This is a genomic window from Methylobacterium phyllostachyos, from assembly GCF_900103445.1.
Classification (GTDB): Bacteria; Pseudomonadota; Alphaproteobacteria; order Rhizobiales; family Beijerinckiaceae; genus Methylobacterium; species Methylobacterium phyllostachyos.
The window spans coordinates 106,423-123,335 of the sequence record NZ_FNHS01000001.1; the positions used below are offsets into that span (position 1 = coordinate 106,423).

Annotated in this window: 17 protein-coding genes; 5 read left to right on the forward strand and 12 right to left on the reverse strand. The window is 69.8% G+C overall.

The annotated features are described in order from the left end of the window. Positions 1 to 83: 83 nt before the first annotated feature. From BLQ49_RS00470 to BLQ49_RS00480, 3 genes are all read right to left on the reverse strand, one after another. The gene (locus BLQ49_RS00470; RefSeq protein WP_091712414.1) at positions 84 to 932 is read right to left on the reverse strand and encodes an oxidoreductase; all 849 of its coding nucleotides are present in this window, start codon (positions 930 to 932) and stop codon (positions 84 to 86) included. A gap of 123 nt (positions 933 to 1,055) precedes the next feature. Continuing rightward, positions 1,056 to 1,301, reverse strand: coding sequence for a hypothetical protein (locus tag BLQ49_RS00475; RefSeq protein WP_244507374.1), 246 nt, complete (start codon positions 1,299 to 1,301; stop codon positions 1,056 to 1,058). A gap of 26 nt (positions 1,302 to 1,327) precedes the next feature. After that, entirely contained in the window at positions 1,328 to 2,269 is a 942-nt protein-coding gene (locus BLQ49_RS00480) for a 2-hydroxyacid dehydrogenase (protein ID WP_091712416.1), read from the reverse strand. Positions 2,270 to 2,814: 545 nt separating this feature from the next. On the opposite strand from BLQ49_RS00480, the gene BLQ49_RS00490 reads away from it, so the two are divergent. Beyond that, positions 2,815 to 4,287: an MFS transporter gene (locus tag BLQ49_RS00490; protein WP_091712417.1), complete on the forward strand. Its 1,473-nt coding sequence runs from the start codon at positions 2,815 to 2,817 to the stop codon at positions 4,285 to 4,287. 114 nt (positions 4,288 to 4,401) lie between these two features. Here BLQ49_RS00490 and BLQ49_RS00495 read toward each other — a convergent pair whose 3' ends face one another. From BLQ49_RS00495 to otsB, 3 genes are all read right to left on the reverse strand, one after another. Then, entirely contained in the window at positions 4,402 to 5,406 is a 1,005-nt protein-coding gene (locus tag BLQ49_RS00495; RefSeq protein WP_091712419.1) for a glucokinase, read from the reverse strand. A 98-nt stretch (positions 5,407 to 5,504) separates the two neighbouring features. After that, entirely contained in the window at positions 5,505 to 5,894 is a 390-nt protein-coding gene (locus BLQ49_RS00500) for a DUF4260 domain-containing protein (protein ID WP_091712421.1), read from the reverse strand. Between the two features lie 25 nt (positions 5,895 to 5,919). Then, complete coding sequence (gene otsB, locus BLQ49_RS00505; RefSeq protein ID WP_091712422.1) at positions 5,920 to 6,663, reverse strand: trehalose-phosphatase; 744 nt, start codon at positions 6,661 to 6,663, stop codon at positions 5,920 to 5,922. Positions 6,664 to 6,795: 132 nt separating this feature from the next. Between otsB and BLQ49_RS00510 the strand changes: the two genes are divergently transcribed. Continuing rightward, positions 6,796 to 7,305, forward strand: coding sequence for a DUF427 domain-containing protein (locus BLQ49_RS00510; protein ID WP_091712424.1), 510 nt, complete (start codon positions 6,796 to 6,798; stop codon positions 7,303 to 7,305). 64 nt (positions 7,306 to 7,369) lie between these two features. Continuing rightward, positions 7,370 to 8,593, forward strand: a complete 1,224-nt coding sequence (locus BLQ49_RS00515) for a serine hydrolase domain-containing protein (RefSeq protein WP_091712426.1) — start codon at positions 7,370 to 7,372, stop codon at positions 8,591 to 8,593. Positions 8,594 to 8,600: 7 nt separating this feature from the next. Here the strand turns inward: BLQ49_RS00515 and BLQ49_RS00520 are convergent, their stop codons facing one another. From BLQ49_RS00520 to BLQ49_RS00540, 5 genes are all read right to left on the reverse strand, one after another. After that, positions 8,601 to 9,218, reverse strand: a complete 618-nt coding sequence (locus BLQ49_RS00520; RefSeq protein ID WP_091712428.1) for a DUF2147 domain-containing protein — start codon at positions 9,216 to 9,218, stop codon at positions 8,601 to 8,603. Between the two features lie 198 nt (positions 9,219 to 9,416). Further along, complete coding sequence (locus BLQ49_RS00525; RefSeq protein WP_091712429.1) at positions 9,417 to 9,947, reverse strand: GNAT family N-acetyltransferase; 531 nt, start codon at positions 9,945 to 9,947, stop codon at positions 9,417 to 9,419. 229 nt (positions 9,948 to 10,176) lie between these two features. After that, positions 10,177 to 10,377, reverse strand: coding sequence for a hypothetical protein (locus BLQ49_RS00530; RefSeq protein WP_091712431.1), 201 nt, complete (start codon positions 10,375 to 10,377; stop codon positions 10,177 to 10,179). 99 nt (positions 10,378 to 10,476) lie between these two features. After that, a complete protein-coding gene (locus BLQ49_RS00535) occupies positions 10,477 to 11,580 on the reverse strand; it encodes a helix-turn-helix transcriptional regulator (RefSeq protein WP_091712433.1) in 1,104 nt (367 codons plus the stop codon). Positions 11,581 to 11,980: 400 nt separating this feature from the next. Then, positions 11,981 to 13,294: an MFS transporter gene (locus BLQ49_RS00540; protein WP_091712435.1), complete on the reverse strand. Its 1,314-nt coding sequence runs from the start codon at positions 13,292 to 13,294 to the stop codon at positions 11,981 to 11,983. A 179-nt stretch (positions 13,295 to 13,473) separates the two neighbouring features. On the opposite strand from BLQ49_RS00540, the gene BLQ49_RS00545 reads away from it, so the two are divergent. Both BLQ49_RS00545 and BLQ49_RS00550 read left to right on the forward strand, forming a co-directional pair. Then, a complete protein-coding gene (locus BLQ49_RS00545) occupies positions 13,474 to 14,625 on the forward strand; it encodes a dimethylmenaquinone methyltransferase (protein ID WP_091712437.1) in 1,152 nt (383 codons plus the stop codon). Positions 14,626 to 14,855: 230 nt separating this feature from the next. After that, entirely contained in the window at positions 14,856 to 16,064 is a 1,209-nt protein-coding gene (locus BLQ49_RS00550) for an MFS transporter (RefSeq protein WP_091712439.1), read from the forward strand. Here BLQ49_RS00550 and lptB read toward each other — a convergent pair. Then, positions 16,054 to 16,905: an LPS export ABC transporter ATP-binding protein gene (gene lptB, locus BLQ49_RS00555; protein WP_244507375.1), complete on the reverse strand. Its 852-nt coding sequence runs from the start codon at positions 16,903 to 16,905 to the stop codon at positions 16,054 to 16,056. The two genes, BLQ49_RS00550 and lptB, sit on opposite strands and share 11 nt — an antisense overlap. Between the last annotated feature and the right edge of the window lie 8 nt (positions 16,906 to 16,913).

Here is a 16,913-nt window from a genome sequence, read left to right on the forward strand (position 1 = left end):
TAGGGAAGCGCGACATCTGCGCATGTCGGGCTCCCAGGTCGCTTCGCTCCGCTCGCACAGACGGCGTCGTAACGCCGGAAACTCTATGCCTGCGGGTAATCGGCCCCCAAGCTGATCTCCCGCGAAGCCTCGATCTCGGCGAGAGCCTGCTTCAACCGGTTCGTGACGGCGTCGTAGCCCCAGGCGCCGAGCACGAGGTGGCGTGGCGGATCCTCCATCTCGGTCACCCGGATCATCGCTTCGCCGGCCCGCACCGGATCGCCAATCTGCGTGCCGCTCTTCTCCGACGTGGCCTTCAGGCGTGCGCCGGCGGTGTCGGCGTAGTCGGGAATCGCGTTCGGCGTCTGGACGAGGGAGCGCCCGGCCCAGTCGGTGCGGAACGGGCCTGGCTCGATGCAGGTCACCCGGATTCCGAGCGGCCCGGCCTCGGCGGCGAGGGAATCCGAAAACCCCTCCACGGCGTGCTTGGTCGCGGCGTAGTAGCCGGAGGCCGGAAAGCCCACGAAGCCCGCCACCGAGGTGATGTTGAGGATGTGGCCGGCCTTCTGCGCCCGCATCACCGGCAACACCGCGCGGGTGAGTGCGAACAGCCCGAACACGTTGGCGTCGAACTGGGCGCGGATTTTGTCCTCCTCGCCCTCCTCGATCGAGGATTGGTAGCCGTAGCCCGCATTGTTCACGAGCACGTCGATCCGCCCGAATTTTTCCGTGGCGGCGCGCACGCAGTCGGTGATTGGGCCGGTCTCGGTCACATCGAGCGACAGGGGCAGGACGCGATCCTCAACGCCCCGCGCGAGGTCGGCCACCTTGGCCCGGTCCCGGGCCGTGATCACCGCGCGCCAGCCGCGCGCGACGACGAGCTTGGCGAGTTCCCGACCGAAGCCAGTGGAGCAGCCGGTGATCAACCAGACCGGGTTCGTGTTCTGCGTCATGATGGCGTCCGTGATCCGCGCGTCGTGGTCGGGGCGTTGCAGCCGGCTTCGTGAGGCGATCGACGCCGTCTGCTCCGCCGGCGAGACGCGCGTGCCGGCATCGGCCCAGAAGGCGTGCCCCGTTCAAGTAACTCGGGCGATCCGCGCCGTATCCGAAGCCGCGTTCGCGGCCGCCATCCTGGCGCGCAGATCCCGATCGACCAGGGCCCGGAGGGCGTTGGCCGGATCGGGAGGAATCCCCTTGTAGAGCAAGCCCGGCACACCGAGCTGGGTTCCGGCATCGAGCCCCAGGGTGAGGCCGGCATCGTGCCGACAGGGCGCCGTCCAGGCGAGGCCGACGAGGTTCGGCACCTTACTGCTCAGGTTCAAGGCCACCCGCGAGCCCGGGTGGCGCGTCAGTAGCCCCGGCCCGCGTCGATGCCCTCCGGCACCTGCCCGGTCCTCCGGTAGGCCCGCACATTCGCCGCCACCGTGGCCGCGGCCGAGTCCATATCGGTCGGGCCCGAGATATGCGGCAGCACGGTTACGCCGGGATGGGACCAGAGGGGCGAATCCGACGGCAGCGGCTCAATCTCGAACACGTCGAGCACGGCATGCGACAGGTGCCCGGAATCGAGGGCGGCGATCAGGTCGTCCGTCACGACGATCGGCCCCCGGGCGAAGTTGATCAGCGCCGCCCCCGCTTTCAGGGCCGACAGGCGCTCGGCGTTCATCAGGCCGCGCGTCTGCGCCGTGAGGGGGACGAGGCAGACGACGACATCGCTGCGGCCGAGCATAACGGGGAGTCCCTCCGGCCCGTGGACCGTTTCGATGCCTGCTGCATCGCGCGGGGTGCGGCTCCAGCCGACCACGTTAAAACCCGCCTCGACGAGGCGCTGTGCCGCCGCGGTGCCGAGCGCCCCCAGGCCGAGCAGGCCGACCGTGACGTCGGCCGGCTTGCGATAGGGATGCGCCCGCCAGACCCGCTCGCGCTGCTGCCGGGCATAGGCCGGCATGTCGCGCTGGAGGTAGTAGGTCCAGGCCAGCACCGCCTCGGCCATGGTGCGCGCCATCTCCCGGTCAACCAGCCGGACGATCGGCAGGGGCCGGTCGAAGGCGCCGACGAGCTTCTCGACGCCGGCCCACAGGCTCTGCACCCAGACGAGCCCGGGCAGCGCCGCGACCTCCGCCGGGTCGGGATTGGCCACGATGGCGATGCGCGCCGCCGCGCGGGCCGCATCATCCAGCGCCCGGAACGGGACGATTCGCTCCTCGGGCATCGCCTCCGACAGGATCCGCAGGTACTCCGCCTCCTGCGCCGGGCTCTTGCACCCGATCAGGGCGACCGCCTCGACCATCCGCCATCTCCATACCGGCTAAAAGCCCTTCGTCCGCGTCGGGCGATGCAGGCCCTGTGCCCGAGCGGGTTCGGATCGCCAAGCCCGGAGGCGGCGCTCAGCGCACCTCGATCAGCGGCGGATAAACCAGGCGGACGGCGCGACGGCTCTCGGGGATCGGCATCTCGGGACGCCGGCCGATGCTACCGGTCGTGCTCGGCATCACCGGCTCCGCGGGCCGCAGCCGCCAGCGCTCGGCAGCCGGGACTTGAACCCGCGGCCTGGGCCGTTCGAGGGGATGGACGTCGGCACCCTGCGTCGGGACGATCGCAAGCCCCGCCAAGCTCATCGTGGCGAGCATTGCGAGTCGGAAAGGCCGGCGACGGGACCGGGCGGAATGGGAGGGCATGACAGGGCACCGCGTGGACGCCCCAGTTCTGCGCACGCAGCGTGAAGGCCAGATCGAACCGAATCGTTTCCCAGGTCGTTGCCAACACTTGCCTGGAGTCGCGGTAAATGCCCGCTGTTCAGGCATAGTAAACGGTAGCTGGGGAGGAGATGCGGGAATGACGAGCAGGGTCGAGGGGAGTGCCGGGACGCCGGAGCGGGCGGAGATCGGCCGCGTCATCGACACCGACATTGCGGCGCGCCTCGACCGGTTGCCCTGGGGCCGATTCCATGTCCTCGTCATCGTGGCGCTGGGCATCACCTGGGTGCTCGACGGCCTGGAGGTGACGCTGGCCGGCTCCCTGGTGGGCGCCCTGCGCAAACCGCCGATGTCGTTCTCCGAGTTCGACGTCGGGCTCGCCGCCTCCTGCTACCTCGTGGGCGCGGTCACCGGGGCGCTCGGCTTCGGCTGGCTCACCGACCGGATCGGTCGCAAGAAGCTGTTCTTCATCACACTGGCCCTCTACCTCGTCGCCACGGCGGCGACCGGCCTGTCGTGGAGCATCTGGAGCTTCTGCCTCTTTCGCTTCCTCACGGGCGCGGGAATCGGCGGCGAGTACACGGCGATCAACTCGACCATCCAGGAGCTGGTCCCGGCCCGGGTTCGCGGCTGGACCAACCTCGTCATCAACGGCTCGTTCTGGATCGGCGCAGCGCTCGGCTCGTTCATGTCGATCGTGCTGCTGAAACCCGAGGTGATCGATCCGGCCTGGGGCTGGCGCGTCGCCTTCTTCACCGGCGGCGCCATCGGCCTCGTGATCCTGCTCCTGCGGACCTGGATCCCCGAGAGCCCGCGCTGGCTCGCCACCCATGGCTACGCGGCGGAGGCCGACCGCGTCGTCACCGGGATCGAGAAGCGCTTCACCGACGCGGGCGTCACCCTGCCGCCGGTGGACGAGAGCAAGCGCATGAAGGTTCGCACCCGCGACCACACTCCGCTGTCGGAGGTGTTCAAGGCGCTGTTCGTGACGAGCCGGAAGGCCACCATGGTCGGTCTCGCGCTCATGATCGCGCAGGCCTTCTTCTACAACGCCCTGTTCTTCACCTACGCGCTGGTACTGGAGCAGTTCTACGCTGTGCCGGGAAACAGCGTCGGCTGGTATCTACTGCCCTTCGCGTTGGGCTCGTTCCTGGGCCCGCTGCTCCTCGGACGCCTGTTCGACACGATCGGCCGGCGGGTGATGATCGCCTTCACGTACGGTATCTCGGCCCTTCTGCTGGCCGGCGTCGGTCTTCTGTTCCGCCTCGACGTGCTCGGGCCGGTCGGCCAGACCGGGGCCTGGATGGTGGTGTTCTTCTTCGCCTCGGCGGCGGCGAGTTCGGCCTATCTCACCGTCTCGGAGACCTTCCCGCTGGAGATCCGGGCGCTTGCCATCGCGGCGTTCTACGCGGTCGGCACGGGGATTGGCGGCGTCTCTGGCCCACTCCTGTTCGGCACCCTGGTCGAGACCGGCTCCCGGGATTGGGTGCTGTTCGGCTACGGTCTCGGCGCGGTGCTGATGCTGGTCGCGGCCGTCGTCGGCGGCATCTGGGGCACGGCCGCGGAGGGCAAGTCGCTGGAGGAGGTGTCGCAACCGCTGGCCGCGGCGTAACTCCGGCGCGGCCGCATTCGTCTCCGTGCGATGCGAAACACCCCGGCAGCGCCACGTCCGAAAACCAAGCGTTGGCCCAGTCCGCTCCACCCTGAACGCCGGTGGAGCGGACCGTCACTCCGCCTTCCGCCACACCTGCCCGTGATAGACGAACTTTCGTCCCTCGTTGGCGAGGGCCGCGAGGCCCTGGAAGGCGGGGTCGTGGACGGTGATCACGCTGGTCGGGATCTGGCGCATCATGGCGGCGAAGGGCGCCTTGCGCTCGAAGGCCTCGCGAAACCCGCTCTCCTGCAGCACCTTGACGATCCGTGGGGCGATGCCGCCGCCGATATAGACGCCGCTGGTTGCCAGGAAGGTGAGCGCGAGGTCGCCGCAGACGCGGCCGAGCAGCCGGCCGAACAGGTCCAGCGTCTCGGCCGCATGGGGATCGGACGCCGTGAGGCCAGCCTCGGTCACGGCCGCGGGATCGATCTTCTCGTGCGGCTTGCCGGTGCGGACATGGGCCACGGCCGCGTGCAGCCGCGAGAGCCCAGGACCGGACAGAACCGCCTCCACGGTGATCCGGTCCTCGACCCGCTCCAGCGCGTGCCAGACCTGCTCCTCGAACGCGTCGGCCGGACCGAAATCGGTGTGGCCGGCCTCGGTGGACACGATCGCGAGATGCGCGGCGTACGGCACCAGGGCAGCGGCGCCGAAGCCGGTGCCCGGCCCGAGCACGACACGGGCGCCCCCCGGAACCGGCGGGCAGGGGCCGACCGGCGTAAGGTCGTGCGGTTCGATGCCGGCGGCGCCGGCCGCCACCGGCACGTAGTCATTCACCACCACAGCGGAGGACAGGCCGAAATCCTCGGCGATGCGCTGGCCGGCGATCTTCCAATGGGCGTTCGTGAGCCGGACCTCCGGCCCATCGATCCGGCCGGCGATCGCCAGGATGGCCGAGCGCGGCGGTTTCACATCGCGGCCCTTGGCGAGCGACGCCTTGATGGCGCTCGATGGATCGGGGTGATCCGCGGTGGCCTCGTGCGAGAGGAGCCGGGGCATTGCGCCCTGTGCCTCGATCAAGCCGAAGCGCGCATTCGTACCACCGATGTCGCCGACCAGGACCGGAAACTCGAACATCGCGAGGTGCCTCTGCTAGCTGGACCGGGACATTCCATCGTCCTGCGATGCTGGATGAGCAAGCCCCCCAGGACCAGTCGCGCGCAATCGGGGGGTAATCACGTGCGCGCACCTCGGCCGATCACACCAAGATGCGTATTGCCGAAGCCGCTGCCGTACTTGAGGCCGTAGCCGAGCATCCGATCGAGGCCGATATGGGCGAGCCAGATCAGCGCCAGCCCGACCAGCCAGGGCTGACCGAGAATGATCGCCGCGCTCAGGCCGATCAGCGGTGGCGTCACCGTGTGGAGGGCGTTGTACAGGATGGCGCCGGCGCCGGGTCCCGCGATGTAGCCCAGGACGCTGAGATCGGGGGCGAGCAGGAGGACGGCGAAGACCCACCAGGGCTGCCCGAACCAGGCATAAGCCGCCGTCGCACAGGCGAGCAGGGCCGCGCCCTCGATCCGCAGGAACACCCGTGGCGCGCCGCCCACGATTCCGTCGGACATAAGCCCCCCCCTTGGAATGATCGAGTCAGGCCGGCGGCAGGGCCGCCGGATCGATAACATCCCCTTCGGCCCAGCCTCGCAACAGGGCACGGACGGCGGCGGGATCAGGCAGGCGACGCTTCGCGACGGTCTCGCCGTCGCCGACCCGCACCGCGATCCCGCCATCCGCGTTGACCGACGAGAAGGCGATCTCGTCCGTGCGGTCATCCCCGAAGAAGACCGGGATGCGCCCGCGATAGGGCGCCTCCTCCATGAAGGCGCGGATCGCGTGGGCCTTGGTGGCCTGGGCCGGGACGATCTCGCCGACCGCCTTACCGAGTTGCAGCCGGTACTCTGCGCCAAGGGCCTCAGCTACGGCCTTCACCAGCGTTTCCGCCCGGCTGGCATCCTCGGCGCTGGCAAGCCGCCAGTGCACCGCCACCGACGCGCCCTTGTCCTCGATCAGCACGTGCGGCAGCGCCGCGCTCTCGGCGTGGAGCCGCGCGACCTGCCGGCGCAGGTTCGGGTGGTCCTCGGCGCGGCCGCCGCTGAGCACGCCGGCGAGCCGCCGCTCGACGCCGTGTAGCCCGGCCGCATCGAGGCGAGAGGGCTCCAGGAAGCCGTCGATCACCGAGACGGGACGACCGGTGACGATCGCCAGGGCGCCGCCGAGGCGCCCGCGCAACCGCTCCAGGGTTTCCACGAGGCCGGGTTCGACCACCACCGCGTCCGGCCGCGGCGCGATCTCGGCAAGCGTGCCGTCGAAGTCGAGGAAGAGGGCGATGTCCATCGCAGCAGTCCTGGGCTCGTATCTCGCCCCCGGGCTACCGCATCGTCCCGGAAAGCGGAACCGGGGCGGGGCACCGATAAGGCTTCTGCGCCGCCCTATATCGAGCGCTCGGCGCCTCGCACGGAGATCCGCATGACATGGCTACAGGGTCGCCCCACACCGGATCCGGTCGGGCCGGGGGAGGAGAGCGTCTGGGATTACCCCCGTCCACCGCGGCTGGAGCCGGTGCGCCAGCGGCTGCGCGTGGTGCTGGGCGGCGCTGTGATCGCCGAGACGGAGGCCGGCTTCCGGGTGCTGGAGACATCCCATCCGCCGACCTACTACCTGCCGCCCGGCGCCCTCGCGGCGGGCGTCCTCGCCAACCCGCGGCGCGGCGGCATCTGCGAGTGGAAGGGTCAGGCTGTGCTGTTCGACGTCCGGGACGGCGACCGGACCATCCCGGCGGCCGCCTGGGCCTATCCCGATCCGACGCCGGATTTCCGGGCGATCGCGGATTACGTCGCTGTCTACGCGGGGCCGATGGAGGCCTGCTTCGTCGGACCGGATCGGGTCACACCGCAGCCGGGCACCTTCTACGGCGGCTGGATCACGCCGGGCATCGTCGGCCCCTTCAAAGGCGGTCCGGGCACGATGGGCTGGTGATTTTCTCCGCCCCTCCCCTTACGGTTCCGGACCAACGGGTCTTGGGGCGACTTCTGGAGACGGCATGGGCGCGCTGACCGACACCGATCCGAAGGCTGCGGGATTCGATCCGGCGCAGCTCGCCCGGATCGAACCGTGGATGGACCGCCTCGTGGCGGATGGGAAACTCGCCGGCCTTTCGGTCACGGTGGCGCGCCGGGGCCATATCGCCTTCGCGCGCGCCTGCGGTCAGGCCGACCTCGCCAAGGGGACGCCGTTTACCCTCGACACGGTGACGCGCATCTACTCGATGACCAAGCCGCTCACCTCGACGGCGGTCCTCCAGCTCTACGAGCAGGGCCTGTTCCAGCTCGACGACCCGATCGCGCGGGTGCTGCCGGACTTCTCCGAGATGCGCGTCGCGGTGGGCGGCAACCGAGCGAAGATCGAGACCGAACCGGCGCGCCGGCCGATCACCGTGCGCGACCTCCTCACCCATACCGCCGGCCTAACCTACGGGTTCATGGAGGCGACGCTGGTCGACGCGCAGTACCGCGAGCACGGGATCGATTTCCTGGCGCGGGAGGGCACGCTCGCCGGGATGACCGCCCGGGTGGCGAAGCTGCCGCTCCTGGCCCAGCCCGGCAGCGCCTGGAACTACAGCGTCGCGACCGACGTGCTCGGCCAGTACGTGGCGGCCGTCAGCGGCCGGCCCTTCGCGGATTATCTGCGGGACTGCGTGATCGGGCCGCTGGGCATGGTCGATACCGACTTCCACGTCCGGCCCGCGCTGATGCCGCGCTTCTGCGCCACCTACGCGTATGACCGCGAGCGCCGGCTGCGCCTGTTCGACGATTCCGTCGAAACGGCCTTCGCGCAGCCGCCCGCCATCGCCTCGGGGGGGGGCGGCTTGGTCTCGACGGCCGCCGACTACCAGCGCTTCTGTCGCATGATCCTCAACCGCGGAACCCTCGACGGCACGCGGCTGCTCGGCCGAAAGACGGTCGAGCTGATGCTGGCCAATCACCTGCCGGGCGATCTCGCCGCCATGGGCACGCCGCGCTTCGCCGAGACCTCCTATACGGGGATCGGCTTCGGCCTGGGCTTCTCGGTGATGCTCGACCCGGCCCGGGCCCAGATCCTCGGCAGCCCCGGCGAGGTCGCCTGGGGCGGCCTCGCCTCCACGGCGTTCTGGATCGACCCCGCTGAGGATCTGTCCGTGGTGCTGATGACGCAGCTCGTGCCGTCCTCGGCGCTGCCGATCCGGCGGGAGCTGCGCGTGCTGACCTACGCGGCCCTGGCAGCGTAGGCGCCGCTCACTCCTGAGCGGGCGCTGCGGTCGCAGGCTTCGCGGCCGGCTTCGGCGCCGCTTTCGCGGTCGGCCTCGGGCCGGTGGCGGAACCAGCGAATTCCGGATCGCTGCGCGGGCCGTTCGGAGCATTGGTCGGCCCGGCGAGCTGACCCGGGGCGAGATCGGTCACCTTGTTCCAGGTCTGCGACTTGCACAGGAACGCGATCAGGCAGCCGCGGACGGTCAATTCGCCCGGCGCATCCGTCCAGATGGTGACGTCGTACGATTTGCCATCCTCGGAATTGTAGATCTTGCCCTCGTAATGGGCGTCGGCATTCGGCTTCAGGCCCATGATCAGCTGATGGCCCAGGGAGGGGCGCGCCTGCTTCTTCGGATCAGGGTTCTTGAAGTCGATCCGCGGCTCGCCCTTGTCGTTGAGCGGGACCTTCAGCCAGACCACATAGCCGCACAGGCGGTCGCCCGCCGTGCCGCACTTCTCCAAACGCACGCGGGCCCGGCCGTCCTCAGTGAGATACGTGCCGCTCGGATCAGCCGGCGTCGCCGCCTGCGCCGAGCTGGCCAGCGCCGAGAGTGCCAGGATCGCGAGCGGCGCCATCCGGCGACCGAACGATGAAAACCGCATACCCGAACTCCTAATACGCGCGGGCCGTGGTGGGGCCGGACCGCTCGCGCGAGAGAGACCCCTCCCCGCCCGTCATCGCGCTCGCACCGGGCCGAGCCCTCAGTGGCACGCGCTTCCTACCCGCCCTCTCCCGCGCGAAGTTGTCCGCATCATGACAGGGCTACCGAGAGCTGATGGCGCATGCCGGTCCGGCACGCCTCACGTGCGCGTGGGCGGCGTGGCGCTGGCGGGCCCGAGCGGGCGTTGCATCAGGGTGACGTCGAGCCAGCGCCCGTGCTTGTACCCGACTGCCGCCAGGGTGCCGACGGGGCGGAAGCCGAGCCGGGCATGCAGCGCGGCGGAAGCGGGCGAGCCGCTCTCGGCGATGATCGCGACCATCGTCCGGCAATCGATCCGCTCGCTTTCGGCGATGAGGCCCTCGAGAAGGCGACGGCCGATGCCGCCGCCCCGGGCCGCCTGCGCCACGTAGATCGAGTCCTCGAGTGTCGAGCGATAGGCTGCGCGCTGGTGGTAGGGGCCGGCATAGGCGTAGCCGATCACCGTCCCGTCGCGAACGGCCACGAGATACGGGAAGCCGTCGCCGCGCAGGCGAGCGAAGCGCCGGGTCATTTCGTCCAGTCCGGGCGGGTCCGTCTCGAAGCTGACCGTGCTGGTGCTGACGGCGTCGCCGTAGATCGCGGTGATAGCCGGGAGGTCGACCTCCGTGGCCGCCCGTATCGTGTCCATCATGCGGTATCCGATCGAGACATGCGCCGACGCCGCCGTTGATCGCCGAGGCGCTTTCCGCCGAAGGGGACACCGGTTCGGCGGAAAGCGCGGCTCAAGCCCAAGCGTCACCAGCACGGCGCCAGATGCAAGGAAGCCGGATCCCTGTCGAGGACCCGGCTTCGAACAGGTGCAAAACGCATTCCGGGCTCGCCCGAGGGCGACCGCGCCGGAGAGCTGCGTCGAAGCCGTGTCAGCCCTGCTTGGCCTTCTTGTTGGCGTTGTGGTGGCCGACGGCGCAGCCCGCGGCGGCCCCCATCTTGCCGTGGCCGGCCATGTGCCCGGCGACACCGCCGACCACAGCCCCCTTGAGACAACCCTTCGCCTCGGCCGGCGCGCCGGCAAGGATGGCGCCGATGGCGAGGGCAGAAATCAGTGCGATCCGCTTGGTCATCGATATTTCTCCTATCGTCCCCGTCCAAACGGCTAAGCGAGCCGGGCCGTTCCGTCCGCGAATGCGGGGCGGATACGCAGGCCCCCGCGGCCGCGGCCTTCAGCGCACCAGCCCAGCCACGAGTCGGACCAGGTCCGACTGGCGGGTCGCGCCGGTCTTGGCGAAGATTGCCTTCAACTGTGACCGCGCCGTCGCGGCGGTGATGGCGAACCGGGCGGCTGCCTCGGCGAGCGACGCGCCGCCCGACAGGGCCTGGGCGAGGCGCGTCTCCGCGGGCGTCAGCCTGTAGGCGGCCTGGAGAAGCGCCGCAGCCGGCACGGGCGTCGTCCCCACTACGCGGCACAGGAGCAGCGTGCATCCGCCTGCGAAGAGGCCGCGGCTCGGTCCGACCAGGGGGACGACATGGATCGCGAGGGGGGCTGCGTCCCGCCGTGCCACCACCACGGCCGAGAGCGGGGCCCGGCCGGATGGGCGTGCCAAGGCCTCAAGCTGTCGCGCCGCCTCCGGATCCTCGGCGACGAGACGACCGCCCACGAGCTTCAAGTCCGGACTCAGCAGGGCCGCGAAGGCCGGGTTCCAGCAGATCGCCCGACCCTCGGAATCGAGGATCAAGGCCGCGCGCTCGATCACGTCGAACGCCTGGGTCAGCCCGGCCATCCGCGCCTTCTCGACCAGGGTGGTGAGCAAGGCCGCCCGCCGGAGAAGCGGTGACAAGGTCGCCAGACGCTCCTGTTCGTGCGCCTCATAGGGTCCCTGCGCCACCGTCCGCTGCAGCGAGAGACACCAGAGCCGGCCCTTCACCTCGAAGCCGACGCCCGCAAACCACCGCAGGTTACGGGAGGCGAGCAGATCCTGATAATAGGGCAGCCGCGCGATCTCATCCGGCGAGGTGAAATCGAGATCCACCGTGACGCCGCGTGCGCGCAGCGCCGGCAGGCCGCGCAGGCGGTGGTCCTCCTTGTGCCAACCCTCATCGAAGTATCGCCGCGCCGCGTCGGCCAGCGATGGCGTACACAGCGCATCGAGGCCCGTCCGATCCGTCCGCAGGAGGAGTGCCCCCTCACTGCCGGAATAGCGGCTCGCCCGCTCGATCAGGTCCGGCCAACGGCTCGTATCGATGACCGCGTCCTCGAGATCCTCACGGAAGCTGGACTCCAAGTCATCCCGCAAACGAGTCACGTGATCGTTGTACAGGCCGGGCATCGGACCCGCCTCCAGTCAGAACTCATCACCGAGCCATGCACCCCGTCTTGCGATTACCACAACATGCCCGAAGCTCTAGCACGCCACGGGCGTGTTTATTGATTTCGCCCTCAAAATCACGGCGAAAAGGCCAAATATAAATTTTAGGTAGCGTTTATAATCTCAAGGTCTCCAGGCCGACGCCCTTCGTTTTGATGCGGCGCGAGCGGATATCCCGAAGGATAACAGCCCTGCGCCAGCCGCGCGGATCACCCTGCCTCCGTGCCCGGCAGGGAAACCGTGCCACGGACCGCGCGGCAGATGCAGGGAGCGGGACGCGCGTGGAAGCCGACCGCGATCACGGCCAGCCCCTGCGCCGCCGCAGCCGGGCGCAGGGGCGCTTGAGGCTTGTGGGCGCGGCCTATTCCGCGGGGTGCAGGCCGGCCACGAAGCCACCCACCGGCGCCTCGTCGGCAATCGGCTCCTGGATCAGCGTCCAGTATCCGAGGGCGGCCACCAGGGCGATCACCGCGCCGGTGATGAAGGCCAACGAGAAATGGCCGGTCCCGCCGACGATGAAGCCGGTTACGGTCGGAGCCAGGGCGCCGCCGATATAGCCGCCGAAATTCTGCATCGCGCCGAGGGAGGCGGTGCAGCTGGCCGGTGCCGCAACCGAGGCCATCGCCCAGGCGGCTGACGAGCTCATGTAGACCAGGAACAGCGAGGCCGAGATGCAGGCGATGGCAAGCGTGTCGCTCGGGGTCAGGGCCGCCACAACGGTGAAGAACGCCGTCGCCACCAGGGAGGCGGCCATCGGGATCTTGCGGCTGCGGATCGGGTCCACGCCGCGGCGGACCAGCATGTCGACGACCCGGCCGCCCAGGATGCCGCCCGCCACACCGAACGCGAAGGGGATCGAGCCGACCAGGCCGGTCTTCTGCAGGGTGAAGTGCCGCTCGATCTCAAGGTAGCTCGGCAGCCACGCGGTGTAGAGCCACGTCATGTAGATGCAGCCGAAATAGCCGACGATCATGCCCCAGCTGGTCCGGAAGCCGAATAGCCGCCGCCACGCGCTCCAGGTGACGGCACGGCTCGCGTTCGGCGCATCGCCTTCCTCTAGGAACGCGCGCTCCGCCGGCGTCAGGGGGGTCTCGCGGGGGTTGCGGAACACGAGGTAGACAAGTGCGGCGAGCCCCAGCCCAGTCACCCCCATGATCACGAACATGGCTCGCCAGCCGAAGCTCACCATCAGGAAGGTGAGCAGCGGTAGCGCCAGGAAGGTGCCGAGCGAGGAGGCGCAGTTCCAGATCCCCGTAGCGGTGCCGCGCTGGCGGATGTTGAACCAGTCGCGCGAGACCCGGGCGCAGGTCGGGAAATGCGGGGCCTCGCCGATCCCGAGTACGATCCGCGCGCTGACGAACTGCCAGAACGAGGTCACGGCGCCGCCCAGCATCTGGCCGAGTGACCAGCAGGTCAGGCCCAGCGTCAATGTCAGGCGCGGCCCCAGCCGGTCCGCCAGGGCGCCGGCCGGAAGCTGCGCAAAGGCGTAGGCCCACAGGAAAGCCGAGAGCAGCAGCCCCATATCGGGGATCGAAAGCCCAAGATCCTCCCGGATCAGGGGGTTGGCCACAGCCAACGTCGCGCGATCGACGTAGTTGACGACGCCCGCCGTCACCAGCAGCGCGAGCGAAATCGTCTGGATGCGCTTCACGCGCGGTGATGCGGCCAGGGCCATGGCGTTCCTCCGGATGACGGCCCCATTCGGGGTCTCGGGGCCGGCCGGTCTTTGCGACTCATGACGGTCCGTTCGTATTCTGCATCAAACGCCCCCGGACGGAAGACCTGCTGCCCCCTCGCGTCCCGGCGCACGGCGTCGTAGACCGGCCGCTCCGTCACCCTGTGAGACAATTCCGCGTGCGCCTGACCCAGATCACCCACCACGACCTCGACGGCTACGGCGCCTCCACGGTGGCGGCCACCTGCGCGACGGTCGAGCGCGTGGTCCACGTGCCGCGCTACAGCGATGTCGGCCCGGTCCTCGAAGACGAGATCAAGCGCCTCGGCCGCGCGGCCGACAGCGAGATCCTGCTGATGACCGACCTCGGCCTGGAAGAGCAGACGATCGCGGGGCTCAAGAAGTTCGCCGCGATGAACAAGCGTCGTGAGGACGGCCGGAAGCACCGCCTCGTCGTCCTCGACCACCACGCCTCATCGCTCGACCAGCTGCAGCGCCTCGGGCTTGAACCGGCCGCCGACGCGAGCCGTCCGGGCCTCAATCGGGTCGATATGGGCGATCCAGAGATTGCGATCCTTATCGAGGAGGACATCTGCGCCACGCGGATGACCTTCGAGCACCGGGCCCTGTTCGCGACGCACGAGCCCGGGACCGACCTGTCCAACCTGCTCAGTGCGATCGATGCCCTCGACCTCTGGCGCAAGGAGAGCCCGGCCTTCCGGGGCGGCCTGGCGCTGGACGAGATGTTCTGGGAGGCGGTGTCGAGCTTCGTGCCGGTCGGGCATCCCTGGCACGACCGGTTCGTGTCCGACATCCTGCTCGCAGCGGCCGAGATCCTGCGGACCGGGGCGAGCCCGGCCGAGCTGGAGCAGCGCGCCACCGCGATCCGCACCGGGGTGGTCGATGCGCTGCTGCGCGAGGCGCCGGACGACGATGCCGCGCTCACGACGCGCATGCGCCTGGCCCGGGCGCTGGCCCGCTCGGACGCCCTGTTCCGCCCGCTCAAGGACGGCACGCTCCTGTCCTTCGCCCTCGATTCCGGGACGTTTCAGCGGGTCTCCGACCTGATCATGGATGCGGGCCGGGCGACGCGCGTGGTCAACGTCCAGCGGATGGGCACGCTGTCGTTCCGCTCGAATAACGGCACGGCACTCGACGGCGCCCGCCTGTTCCGCGGCGGCGGCCACCGCGACGCCGCCGGTGGCCGGCTTCAGAGCGGCTCGGCCTTCTCCATGACGGACGCGATCGCGCAGGTGGAGCCGGTGCTGAACCCGGAGAAGCCCGCGGGCTCGGACAGTCCGTTCGCGGCGCTGAAGAACTGGAAGGGGTGAGGCTCAGGCATCGGGGGTTCGGACCCGCGTCGTTGCAAGCACAACGAAGCAACACAGTGGCGCCACGCTTCGTCGCCTCGCGCTGCCCTGGGTCGCTTCGCTACGCTCGCGATGACCGGTGAGGCGCGCTGATACGACGATCCGATTTGGAGCCGGGCGATGGTGGTCCGACGTCGGACTGTCACCAGCCGGAACGAAAGTCTTCGGTCAGCAGCCCATCGACGCATCAAATGTCGCTCTCGCCCCCGCGCTCAACCCGCGCGAGCCTCCGCGTCCTCATCGTCCTCGCGGTTGCACAGATCATCGGCTGGGGCAGCGTCGGCCTCACCGCGGTCGTCGCTCCCCTGGTCGCGACGGATCTCGGGATGGACCTAGCCGCGGTGTTCGCCGGCAATTCGATCCTGTACGCGACCATGGGCCTGTCGGCGCCGATCCTCGGGCGCGCCTTCGTCCTGTACGGCGCGCGGACCGTAATGATCGCCGGCAGCGCGCTGGCCGGACCGGGTTTCGTCGGGCTGGCCCTGGCAGCCGGATCGGTGTCGTATTGTGCGGCCTGGATCGTCCTCGGCGTGGCCGGCAGCGCGACGCTGACCAATGCGGCCAACATCCTGCTGAACGAGATCGCCGGGCGCGGCGCCCGGCGGGCCATTGCGGCCTTGATGCTGGTCACCGGCCTGTCGAGCAGCCTGTTCTGGCCGACTACGGCCTTCCTGACCGGTCTCGGCGGCTGGCGGGCGACTTGTCTCGTCTATGCCGGGGCGATGTGGGTGCTCTGCCTGCCCCTGTACCGCTGGGGAATACCGCCACGCGCGCGATACGCCGACGGGTCGGAGCCGGCACCGGAGCCGCCTCAGTCGCCGCCACGTTCAAGCACGTTCTGGTTGATCGCCTGCGGGCTCACCCTCAACGCCTTCGTCACATTCGGCCTCAACGCCACCCTGATCGCGTTGCTGGTCGCCGAGGGATTGAGCCGGCCGGACGCGGTCGGCTACGGAGCGATGCTCGGCATCGTCCAGGTCGGCGCGCGGGGGATCGACTTCCTGGGCGGCGGCCGGTGGGACGGGCTGACCAGCGGCCTGTTCGCCGGGATCCTCGTGGTGACGGCTCTGCTCCTGCTCGCCGCGGGCGGCGAGACACCGGGCGCGGTGATGATCTTCATCCTGATCTACGGTCTCGGAAGCGGCGTCCTGGCGGTCGTGCGCGCGACCCTGCCACTGGCCTTCTACGACCGCGCCGCCTATGCGTGCGCCGCCTCGCGCATAGCGCTCCCACTCAACCTCGTGACGGCGGCCGCACCGCCGGTCCTGGCGATCGTCCTGACGACGTTCGGCCGGGAGGCCGTCCTCCTGCTGACGGCCGGATGCGTCTCGGTGGCGACGGCGTTGTTCCTGGCCCTGACGCGACGCCGACCCGCGGCGCCGCAGCCCCTCACAGCCTGAAATCCTCGCCGAGATACAGCCGCCGCGCCTCGGGGTTGGCCACGATCTCCTCGGGCGTGCCTTCGGTGAGAATGCGGCCGGAATGGGCGATGTAGGCGCGGTCGATCAGGCCCAGCGTCTCGCGCACATTGTGATCGGTGATCAGCACGCCGATCCCGCGCTGCTTCAGGTGCTTCACCAGATCCTGGATGTCGCCCACCGCGATCGGATCGATGCCGGCAAAAGGCTCGTCGAGCAGCATGAAGGTCGGCGAGGAGGCGAGCGCCCGCGCGATCTCGCAGCGCCGCCGCTCGCCGCCCGAAAGCGCGATCGAGGGCGACTTGCGCAAGCGGGCGATGTCGAACTCCTCCAGCAGGGAATCGAGCTTGCGCGCGCGCTCCTTGCGGTTAGGCTCGGCCACCTCCAGCACGGCGCGGATGTTGTCCTCCACGCTCAGGCCGCGGAAGATCGAGGCCTCCTGCGGCAGGTAGCCGATGCCGAGCCGCGCCCGCTGATACATGGGCAGATGGGTGATCGGCAGGCCGTCGAGGGTGATGTCGCCGCGATCGGCCGCCACCAGCCCGGTGATCATGTAGAAGATCGTGGTCTTGCCAGCGCCGTTCGGGCCGAGCAGTCCCACGGCCTCGCCGGTGCGGACCGTTAAGCCGGCCTCATGCACCACGGTGCGGGCGCCGTAGCTCTTGCGCAGGCCGCGCACGCTGAGGATGCCGGGGCCGCCCATGTCGGATGCGGGCTCGTCCTCGGGCGCGGCCCCCTCCGGCTGGCGCGCGCGTCGGCCGAGCAGGCGCCCAAGCCAGCCGGCACGGGTCGCCGGCCCGTGCGGACCGGCCTGAAACGCCACGGCGCCGC